Here is a 9,927-nt window from a genome sequence, read left to right as displayed (position 1 = left end):
AAAATTTTAATTATTTTTAATCAAACATGGCACTACACTTTGGCCAAAAAAAAGAACCGCCCCTTATTTCTATGCGGTTCTTTTCGCTTCTTTTGCGATTTTTTAGGGTTTAACTGTCAAAGTTCTGGTAATATAAGGAAATAAACCGTTTAATCATTTTATTTCGTTTGCAAAATAATATTCTTTATTATCCTTCGTAATCTATTCTTGCATGCCTTGGCATACCGGAATATTATCTTTTTCTGTTTCTCTTGTCAACATATATTTATGAACCGCAAATCGCAAAAAACACCCTGCGGCAGCACTTGCAGTAGCGCTTACAATATTTTTTATTTTTATCCATATCAGCTTCACTGCTATTACTTATTTCCCCTTAAAGCATTAATAATAGTAATATCATGCCTTCTATCTGCGTAATCAAAAATTGTCAATCCGTAATTATCTTTCACATTCACATCCGCGCCTTTTTCAAGCAGAATTTTTACTATGTCAATCCTACCCCCAGCTTGAACCGCATACATTAAAACAGTCGCACCGTCTTTATTTTTTGCGTTAACATCAGCGCCATTCTCCAGTAAAAATCGCATTATGTCTTCTTTTCTCCAGACAGCAAAGAATAAAGGACCTTTCGCATTTACATCCGCACCCTTTTCCACCAAAATTTTTACTATGTCAATCTTGCCACTTTGAATCGCGCATATTAAAACGGTGTTACCGTACATATCTTTTACATTCGCATCCGCGCCTTTTTCCAGCAGAATTTTCACTGTCTTGCTGTTGCCGCTCAAAACCGCCCGGATAAGAACTGTGTTTCCCTTTCTATCTTCAGTATTTGCGTCAGCGCCTTTTTCAAGCAAGGCTTTTACAGTTTCAAAGTCCCCTTTTCCGGACGCATATAATAATTCTCTATTCAGATCAGGATAAAAAAGTTGCGTTCTGGCATTTTCTAAAACTAACAGTATATTTTCAGTACTGTCCATCTTGCTGTTTATCGCCAAAAGGCTTCTTTTTCTCAAACCCGCGGTATCCGTATCACGAGCCGCTCCGTGGGGCGTATGACAAGTCTGGCAAATTATGACATTGTTATACAACCTTGGGCCTAAAAATTCTCCGGCCGGTGGGGATGCCGAGTCCCAAACCGCCCTGCCGCCTCTATCGACGCCTTTTTCATCCAGACCTTCAGCCGAATAAAAAGGTTTTATCATATCCGCTGAAATTTTCATTTTTATCTCTGTTAAATGCTTGTTGCCCGTTTCATTGTCCCTGATAAAATGGCAATTAGCGCAGAAATTAAACGCCATGCCGCCTGATTCATAATAAACGGCCTCTCTCAAAAATTTTCTCTTCCCGTCCCGCGTGTCCCATCTTGAATTCCAGTCATGAACATTGTGACAGGTAGTGCATTCTATGTCTTCAGTGTTTTTCCCGTCATTCCAGCCGCCTGTGTACGGCCATTCCAATATATATGGGATATAAGTATTTTTTAATATTTTGATATCGCTTCCTGAACCGGTACCTCTTGAGGGATGAGAATCCATATCGCCGGCGGATGGTTTGTAATTTTTGTCTAAAGGTTTAAAAATTTCATTATAAACCACGGGTTCGGTCCTCCCCAGAAACAGATTATTGCCATGGCATTTCCAACAAAGAATCGCGATTCGCCCGTATGTATTACTTGTATCATCTCTATATTTAAAAAAATGTATAAATTCATTATAACCATGGCAAATTTCACATTTAGCCTTTTTGTTAGGAAAACCGCCCCGGGAATAATTAAACCATGCCATGATATTGTGAGGGCTATTATCAAATCCCGCGTAACCACTATTGGTTTTAAAAGAAAATATTAAATAAACTAAAAAGAGTGAATGAACTGTTCTTTTCATTTTATCTCCAGAACCTTGACGCACCAGCCACCATCATTGCATCCGATATAAATAAGATTTTCGTTATCCACCGCCAGACCCGTCGGATAAGGGATATAAAGGCCCTCGCCTTTTTCATCGCATAACGAGAATAAAATTTCTCCACCCCTGTCAAAGACCTGCACAGCATTGAAAAACATATCTATGACATATATCCTGTCATATTTATCTATGGCTAATCCTGAAGCCGCCAGGAAAACCCTTCCAAAACTGCCTAGATAATCACCTTGAGCGTTAAAACGATGCGCCTTTCCGATTAAAGGGTCTAAAACATAAAGCTCGTCTTTACTATTGATCCTTGGATGTGTCGGTGAAACAAGTTCATTCTTGTATTTATTTTCGAATTTATCTATCTGATATTTAAATTTACCGTTTTTATCCCTGACCTCGATTCGCCCATTCGCACTGTCGGTAATAAAAATATCTCCTGCGCTGTTTACAGCTACCCCGGAAACTCCTCTGCCGCTGAGTTTTTTCTGCATCCCGGTTTACGGTTTAACACCGGAAAGATATTTCCCGCTGGAGTCATACACATTAACAAGGTTCTGATTATAATCCGCCGCGTAAACATTACTGTCTTTATCCGAATAAAGCTCCAAGATGCTTTGGAGTTTGGATTTCTGATCTGAGCCCGGAGATTGTTTTTTCCCTGCAAAGCTGAACAAAAACTCATACCGCATATTAAAGGCTTTTATGGTGCAGTCCCCCGCGTCTGAAACATAAATTACGCCTTTGGGCGACACGTAAATATTATTAATCTGTCCGAAGAGACCTTTTCCAAACGTTCTTAACAACTTCACCGGTTTAGCGGCATACGGGTCGCTAAGCGAATGCTGCTCTTGTGCTTGAACAAAAGTCAGAGAGCTGAGCACCAAAATAAATATTATTGAAAATAGGATATTTCCTTTTTTCACCTTAATTGTTCCTTTTTTGAATTCATAAATCTTTCTTAAATATTCCAATCTCTGTTTCGCCTTCTTCACGAACTATTTTTGCCCTACTGGTAAATATCACTTCCATAAGATTTAATCATATTTGTAGTATATGCTAAGACCCTTGAGTAATAATGCAATGACCATCCACTATTTTATCAATTATTTTCGCGAATGTTTTTTCTAAATTTGTATGTATTGTATTAATTAAACCTTCATCTTTGCTATTTTTCAATAAATATTCAACAATAGTAAATGTCCTTATAACTCTCTGTTCGCCTATATGATCTGAAAGTATTGCCTTTTCAAAAAGTTGATTGATATTTGCTGAATCAAATGGTTTTGATAAAATTTCTTTTAACTCTTTAATCTCTTCCTTATCATAAACTACAACAAGAATATCAATTTTTACTTTATGTTCTGCCAAATCTCCTGATGGTTCAAGGTCATTTTCAGCTCCGGGTCTTAAATTAATAATAGAGGATTTAAGCATTTCATCTATTGCAAAACTCCTGCCAATAAAAATTCCGAATAAAACTAATAATATTAAAAGGAATTCCTTAGATAATGTTTTTTATTCAGTGTCCATAATTTCAAAGAATTTATTTTTGTCACTGCTCCCGTCAGCAATAGTTAAATTATGAGCTTTTGCATATAGAATAATAAAAGGGGGGCTGCCCCCTATCAAGCCAAAAAGGAAGTATTAAAGAAACATCTTCAAAGAGAAATGATAAAGGCTTGTAATATAAGGAAATATTAATTTATTTATCTGATAAACAGCTCAGCCTGAATTGCGCTTCCTCATTATTGGAAAGCTCCGCGTATATTTTCTTTGCCTTATCAATCTGGTTCTGTATTTCATAAATACGCGCGAGATTTAATTTTAAATCATCTTTCTCTTTTAAATCAATACCATGCATATTTATTAAATCTTCATAAATTTTTACAGCTTCATCAAAATTTTTTAACGATTCATAAATATTAGCCGTATTCTTATGGACAAGATGTATCAGTTCATGCCTTGGGTATTTTTTAGCAAAATCGTTATAATATTGCAAAGATTGCTGATAATCCGCTAACTGGTAATAAAGGTTCCCTAAATAAAAATATGCGATGGACGCACTTTGAGTGTTTGGATATTTATCAATTACATTTTTCAGGCCGGATATACTGTCAATTAACGTTTTTTTGCCGGTTTCGCCCGGCTGGGATGGGTTCGAGTGATAAATATTAATCGCCTGGAATAACATTTCCTGGCTTAATCTGTTATTTTTTCTTTTAATATAGAGTATTGAACTGCCGGCAATTATTATAAATATGATGCTTGTAACTGTTATTATTACAACTTTAATATTGTTTTTAAAATAGTAAGCGGTCAATTTCAGCCATTCTATAAGTTCATTGCGTTTTAGTTCGGTTTTTGAAATTTTTGACATTTTATTTCCTTTATTTGTTTGTGATTTTTTTAACAAGATTTTCAGAATTCAAGAATGCCTTTTCAACATCTTTCATATTTAACCCGGCCCCCAGGCCTATTTTTATCGCTTTCTCTTTTGTTATTAAATTGGACGGGCTGTGTGAATCCGTATTAATTACAATGTTTGCTCCCGCTTCAGAGGCCAATTTTGCGACATTGCCATTAGATAATGAATGCCCCTTGCGTGAAGTTATTTCAAGGCAAATCCCCTTTTCTTTGGCTGTCTTCACAAGTTCATATGTAATTAAGCCGGGATGCGCGAGAATATCAATGTCGGATTTTAAAGCATAGAAATTTGTTTCTTCGGGAACGGTTTCAGCCAAAGTTTCACCATGAACAACAATTAGTTTAATTCCAAAGCTTCTGATCTCTTTCGCAAATTCAGGAATTAAAGGTGGCGGGACATAGGTTATTTCCGCGCCGGGTATAACAATAATTTTGAAAGATGTTTGAAATCGTTTTTGAAATTCCAATATCGATTTAATCACATCCTTGTAGTTTGAAAAATCTACGTGATCGGTTATACCTATCGCCCTGTAACCAATCTTTTCGGCGCGAATAACCAGTTCCGACGGGATCAATTCCCCGTCGCTTAAAAATGAATGAGTATGTAAGTCGATCATAAAACTCCCGTTCGAAAATAGAAAATCGAAAATTGACCGCAATCGAACCATTTTCCATATATTCTCAAATTTCGATTTTCGATTGCTCTAATTTTTGTGTTTCACACAAAAATTCTGGAGCGGGTGAAGGGAATCGAACCCTCGTCACAAGCTTGGGAAGCTCGTGTTCTACCATTGAACCACACCCGCCTATTAGAGAATCGAAAATCGAGATTAGAAAATAAAATCACATCAATTTTCGAATTTCGATTTTCAATTTCTCCGTCCGCTAAAGGCGGACTGGTGCGCCCGGCGAGAGTCGAACTCACGGCCAACGGTTTAGGAAACCGCTGCTCTATCCATCTGAGCTACGGGCGCCTTAAAATAAATATATATTATATCTCAAATACTCCAAAAAACAATCTTTTTTTAATATACCAATTTAGGTAAAATTTTTGCCATATAATATTAAATTTATTTCTTCCGGATTCTGATACGCCCTGGTTCAACAATTGCCAACCTGCCATACAATTGTGAAACTAATCTATCTTGGATTAAAAACCCTTCAAGCAAATTATTGATAAAACGCGCAGTTGCATCTTTTGGAATACTTAAAACAATAAGGCCGGTATATTGTGAAGGTGGATAATTACGAATATCTGAAAAATCAAAATCCCCTGTAATTAAGCATAGTTTCTCTCTTTTAGCATAAGCAGCGATTTTTAAATCCTTTGCCCCCCGTAATCCAATGTCACGCACATCAACAGCCTCATGCCCATAATTTCGCAATAAATCGCCAATAGAACGCGGGAGATCTTCATCTATTAGAAACCGCATGTTTTTCCTTTGAAACAAAAATAGGGTGAAATTCCTCTTCCTCGATAAGTTCTCCTGCGTAAGTTAAAGCCGCCCTAATATCTTCTCTGCTTACTTCATACTCCTGCATTATTTCTTTTTCTGACATACCGCCCGCAAAACCACCGATAATTCTCGCAATTGGGACCCTTGTCCCTTTAATAACGGGTTTACCATGTTGGATATCCGGGTCTATTATAATTCGTTTATTCATTATTTTTACCTCCATGAAATTGTTAATATACTATCAATCTAAATATCTTTTGTCAATTATTTTTCATTTTTCTTGTTTTATCTCAATATTTTTACCTTTTCTTCATTCTCCCAGTGGATTTCCTCTTCGATTAAAGGTATTATTTCAACTTTTCCTATATTTTCGTCATCATTTTTATCATGAATAAGTTTATCGTAATCCGGTACCTTTCCCCAATAATTATTTGACATAGTGACATTTTCCTTGTGAAAATCGCCTAACTGCAAATTATATTCGGCATTATTAAAAATATTATTGGAAAAAATCTTCGATTGATTTCCGTTTTCATATATAAAAATCCCAACCCTGTTGGCCACTATGCTGTTGTTTATAATTTCATGCCTGCCCGCGCGAAAATTTATGCCGCGGGCCTCATTTAGGCGGAAAATACTGTTTTTAATGACCGCCTGTGAAAAACCCAGCCGGCATCCCTCATTATTATTTGCAAACAATGAATTTGAAATATTTAACGAAGAAAAATGCGCATGAATGGCAAAATTCGCGTATTCAAAAATACAATACGTAAAAACGTTATCCTGGCTGTAAGTCAAAAAGATATTACCCCACCCGCCGGGGACCTCATTCTTTCCGCTAAAAATAATAGGTTTGTCAACTGTGCCTTCTGCATGAATCCGGCCCTCAACTTTTATGCCGCCTCCATGGATGGCGTGAACATCATCACTTTCGATTTTCGGCCCGGAAAAAAACAACTCCGTTCCCGGACTGATTGTCAGTTCTGCGCCCTTTTTAACCAAAACCACCTGTTCGATTTCAAGTTTACCCGACCATATTGTATCCTGTGAAATAACGATGTCCTCTTCCCTGAAAATTCTTTTAACTGGGCGGGAGATGTCTTTTTTTTGAGAACTGCCTGGACGGGGATTAAATAGTGATTTTGCCTCGTTTTTATTTCTTTTTTGGAGAGGCCAGAAAGAATGCCCGCAACAAACAAAATACATAAAAATATAAAACAACAATATCCATCTTTTATTTTTCATGGTTACCGGGATAAAATCCTTTCGCCGACTATTTCCAGATTAATCAGCTTTCTACCGCTGCCAATTTCAATAGAATGGTCTCTTGAATCGGAAAGATACCCGATAAAATCATTGGGCTTCGGTATAATTCCAAAATTTTGTTTCGCGATCAAATAAAATTTACCGCCTGAAATAAGATTAATCTGAAAAAAGCCGTCTTCCGTTGTTTTATCAGATATATATTCAGGCTTGCCGACCATTTCATCTTTTTTATAGAGACAGACATACACGCCCTGGACAGGATTTCTTTTAATATCATAAACTCTTCCTGAAATAAACGTTTGATTTTCACTTATCATGCCGCTTGGAGTAATAATATTGAATGATTCCCTGGTTAATTCCTTTTTCAGAGTGTATAACTCAATATTCCGGTGTTCACCCTGTTTTACGGATACCGGATTTCCCTCATAATATCCAAAAAAATCTCCCGGCTGTATCGGACCGAATTGCCCCTCTCCCATTCTCTTGCGGCAAACAATATAATATGTCCCTGATTCAAGCGGAGCATAAAATTTACCTTTTTCATCTGTTGCCGCGGAAAAATAGGCGGGACCTCTTAAATCATTTTCCATGCTCAGATAAAAAAATACTTCTGCTTTATCTAAAGGCCTGTCCTCATAATAAACCATACCTGAAATACCCGGTTTTGTATCAGCCTCTAAATCAGTTTCTTTGGAAAAATTTTTCTTGACACAATTTATGGTTAGTTCCACCGTTCTTCCCGCCGAAACCGCGACCGGATTTCCACCAAAATAACCATAATTATTGTCTTTTTTTACCACTAAATAATAGATGCCGTTTCTAAGTTCCAGTAAAAAATTGCCATTCTCATCAGCAGGCAAAGAAACAGCGGTCATCAATAAGGAAAACCCCTTTTCATCCTTTTTATAAGCGTAAACAACAGCCCCGCTTATACCTTTATTTTGATAAACCGCCTTCCCTTTAATTGTGCCAATTGGGGTGGTATTATCCTTCGCGGAATAACGGCCGCACCCCAAAATAAAAATGGTAATTAATACTGATATTTTAATTTTTACCAAAAAAACCCGCCTAAAAAATAACCCTGCAGAAAGCCACTACAGGGTTATTTTTATTTTAATTTGATATATTATTTATTTTTTTCTTGCTACAGCGTTTATCTGCGCCGGTTCCTTTATTTTTAAAGTTTGGCCGCATGAAACATCATTCTTAACAACTTTAGTGCCATTGGTAAATCTTATTTCCAAATCATACTTTTTTGACGCGTCCAGGCCGAAATGCACATCTAAACTGCTCATAGAGCAAAAACCGCTGGCGGTAGTCACTTCCCTTAATCCTTTGAAATATTTCATATCTCCAAGATGCCCCGATTCATATACTTTTACCCAGGAACCAACAGCATTGCGGTTTGACATCCTGCCCTCAAGGCTTATTTTCAGAAAATTTTTGTCATTCCGGGTATTAACAAAAAGCCTGTTTGGCATACTCCAGTTAACAACATATAAATCTATATCCCCGTCATTATCAAAATCCGCCGTGGCAACACCCTTGCTTCTTTTAACCATGCCGCAGTTTATCTCTGAAATCTTATCGGTAATATCGCTAAATACTCCTTTGCCATTATTTTTATAAAGATGGTTGGGACCTTTGCAGTCCGCCTCATATAAGTCAAGATAACCGTCATGGTCAAAATCCGCGAAAACGGGGCCTTTGCCCCATCCCGCATAATTATCCAAATGTGATTCCTTTGTAAAATCTTTAAAATGGCCGGTCCCGTCATTAATAAATAATTTATTCCCACCCTGGTAATTTGAAACAAAAAGATCCAAATCGCTGTCATTATCTATATCGGCAAAAGTCGCGCCCAGGCCCCAGCTTGAATCATCGGTACCGGATTCATTTGAAATATCCTTAAACGTGCCATCACCGTTATTAAGGTACAATTTGTTTCTCTCCCCGGCGGGGTATCTTCCGTGAACCACATACAAATCGTCCCATCCATCGCCGTTTACATCCGCGAAAGTAGCGCTCCAGCACCATCCTAAATCGCTTAATCCCGCTTTTTCAGTAATTTCAGTAAAAGTGGAATTGCCATTATTTTTATATAGAATATTTTTATTATTTGTGCCGTAATTTGCGCAGAATATATCTAAATAGCCGTCATGGTCAATATCAGCCATTGCCGAGCCATAACTAAAAGTCTTTGCGCCAACACCCGCTTTTCCGGTTATATCCGTGAATGTTCCATCACCATTGTTTAAAAAAAGCCTGTTCGATTCAATTTCATAAACGCCGCCCTTAGGCACATACAGGTCAATATGTCCATCGTTATTAATATCACCCCAGCATGAACCAAGTGAATAACCCGCTTCATTCACGCCTGCCTTTGTCGTTACATCAATAAATTTCATATCACCCGTGTTTTGATATAAAACATTCCCCCCGCCTTTATTTGAAACATAAAAATCCAGTAATCCATCGTTATTAAAATCAGCGACAGCCACACCCTTCCCGCGTCCCGGGTCTCCTGTTCCGGATTCTTTTGTTATATCAATAAAATTCATTGAGCCGGCAGAATTTCCCGCTAACACCGGTACTAAAAGAAAAAGTAAAATACAAAAAAATATCTTTTTCATCTTTTATTTCTCCTATGTTAAAAGTCAATTATTTTCTACTCTGAAGACTTATTTTTTAAATAGCTTCAGCTAATTTGAATTTATTAAAATCATCGAACACCCAGTTATTTTTAAGTGTGCGATAAATTATTGTAAGAAACTTTCTCGCTGTCGCGATAATCGCCTTACCGCTGCCTTTTTTAGCTTTTAGTCTAAAGTAAAAACCTCTTAAATATTGATTGTATTTTATTG

General features: G+C 37.1%; 12 protein-coding genes and 2 tRNA genes. All 14 read right to left on the bottom strand.

Translation table 11 applies throughout. The features are described from left to right. Positions 1 to 359: 359 nt before the first annotated feature. Positions 360 to 1,886: an ankyrin repeat domain-containing protein gene (locus tag AB1498_12375; protein ID MEW6089087.1), complete on the bottom strand. Its 1,527-nt coding sequence runs from the start codon at positions 1,884 to 1,886 to the stop codon at positions 360 to 362. After that, complete coding sequence (locus AB1498_12370) at positions 1,883 to 2,407, bottom strand: NHL repeat-containing protein (protein ID MEW6089086.1); 525 nt, start codon at positions 2,405 to 2,407, stop codon at positions 1,883 to 1,885. Before AB1498_12370 ends, AB1498_12375 begins: the two co-directional genes overlap by 4 nt. Positions 2,408 to 2,413: 6 nt before the next feature. After that, entirely contained in the window at positions 2,414 to 2,908 is a 495-nt protein-coding gene (locus tag AB1498_12365; GenBank protein MEW6089085.1) for a hypothetical protein, read from the bottom strand. 64 nt (positions 2,909 to 2,972) lie between these two features. Then, positions 2,973 to 3,350, bottom strand: a complete 378-nt coding sequence (locus AB1498_12360) for a hypothetical protein (GenBank protein ID MEW6089084.1) — start codon at positions 3,348 to 3,350, stop codon at positions 2,973 to 2,975. Positions 3,351 to 3,618: 268 nt separating this feature from the next. Then, entirely contained in the window at positions 3,619 to 4,293 is a 675-nt protein-coding gene (locus AB1498_12355; protein MEW6089083.1) for a tetratricopeptide repeat protein, read from the bottom strand. A 10-nt stretch (positions 4,294 to 4,303) separates the two neighbouring features. Then, positions 4,304 to 4,957, bottom strand: coding sequence for a histidinol phosphate phosphatase domain-containing protein (locus tag AB1498_12350; GenBank protein MEW6089082.1), 654 nt, complete (start codon positions 4,955 to 4,957; stop codon positions 4,304 to 4,306). A gap of 115 nt (positions 4,958 to 5,072) precedes the next feature. After that, positions 5,073 to 5,146 (bottom strand) — tRNA-Gly (locus tag AB1498_12345). Positions 5,147 to 5,237: 91 nt separating this feature from the next. Then, positions 5,238 to 5,314 (bottom strand) — tRNA-Arg (locus AB1498_12340). 96 nt (positions 5,315 to 5,410) lie between these two features. After that, positions 5,411 to 5,773 (bottom strand): DUF5615 family PIN-like protein, encoded by a 363-nt coding sequence (locus AB1498_12335; GenBank protein MEW6089081.1) that lies wholly within the window; start codon positions 5,771 to 5,773, stop codon positions 5,411 to 5,413. Continuing rightward, a complete protein-coding gene (locus tag AB1498_12330; protein ID MEW6089080.1) occupies positions 5,754 to 6,005 on the bottom strand; it encodes a DUF433 domain-containing protein in 252 nt (83 codons plus the stop codon). The genes AB1498_12335 and AB1498_12330 overlap by 20 nt, the downstream gene beginning before the upstream one ends. 77 nt (positions 6,006 to 6,082) lie before the next feature. Next, the gene (locus tag AB1498_12325; GenBank protein MEW6089079.1) at positions 6,083 to 7,042 is read right to left on the bottom strand and encodes a NosD domain-containing protein; all 960 of its coding nucleotides are present in this window, start codon (positions 7,040 to 7,042) and stop codon (positions 6,083 to 6,085) included. 2 nt (positions 7,043 to 7,044) lie between these two features. Next, positions 7,045 to 8,121, bottom strand: a complete 1,077-nt coding sequence (locus AB1498_12320) for a hypothetical protein (protein MEW6089078.1) — start codon at positions 8,119 to 8,121, stop codon at positions 7,045 to 7,047. A 72-nt stretch (positions 8,122 to 8,193) separates the two neighbouring features. Beyond that, on the bottom strand, positions 8,194 to 9,696 hold the full coding sequence (locus AB1498_12315; GenBank protein ID MEW6089077.1) for a CRTAC1 family protein: 1,503 nt from the start codon (positions 9,694 to 9,696) through the stop codon (positions 8,194 to 8,196). 55 nt (positions 9,697 to 9,751) lie between these two features. After that, a partial coding sequence (locus AB1498_12310) for an IS110 family transposase (GenBank protein ID MEW6089076.1) occupies positions 9,752 to 9,927 on the bottom strand: 176 nt, incomplete at its 5' end.

Source organism: bacterium (assembly GCA_040754625.1).
GTDB lineage: Bacteria > JACRDZ01 > JAQUKH01 > JAQUKH01 > JAQUKH01 > JAQUKH01.
Note: the sequence above shows the minus strand (reverse complement) of the source record. Positions and strands in the feature narration are given on the sequence as shown.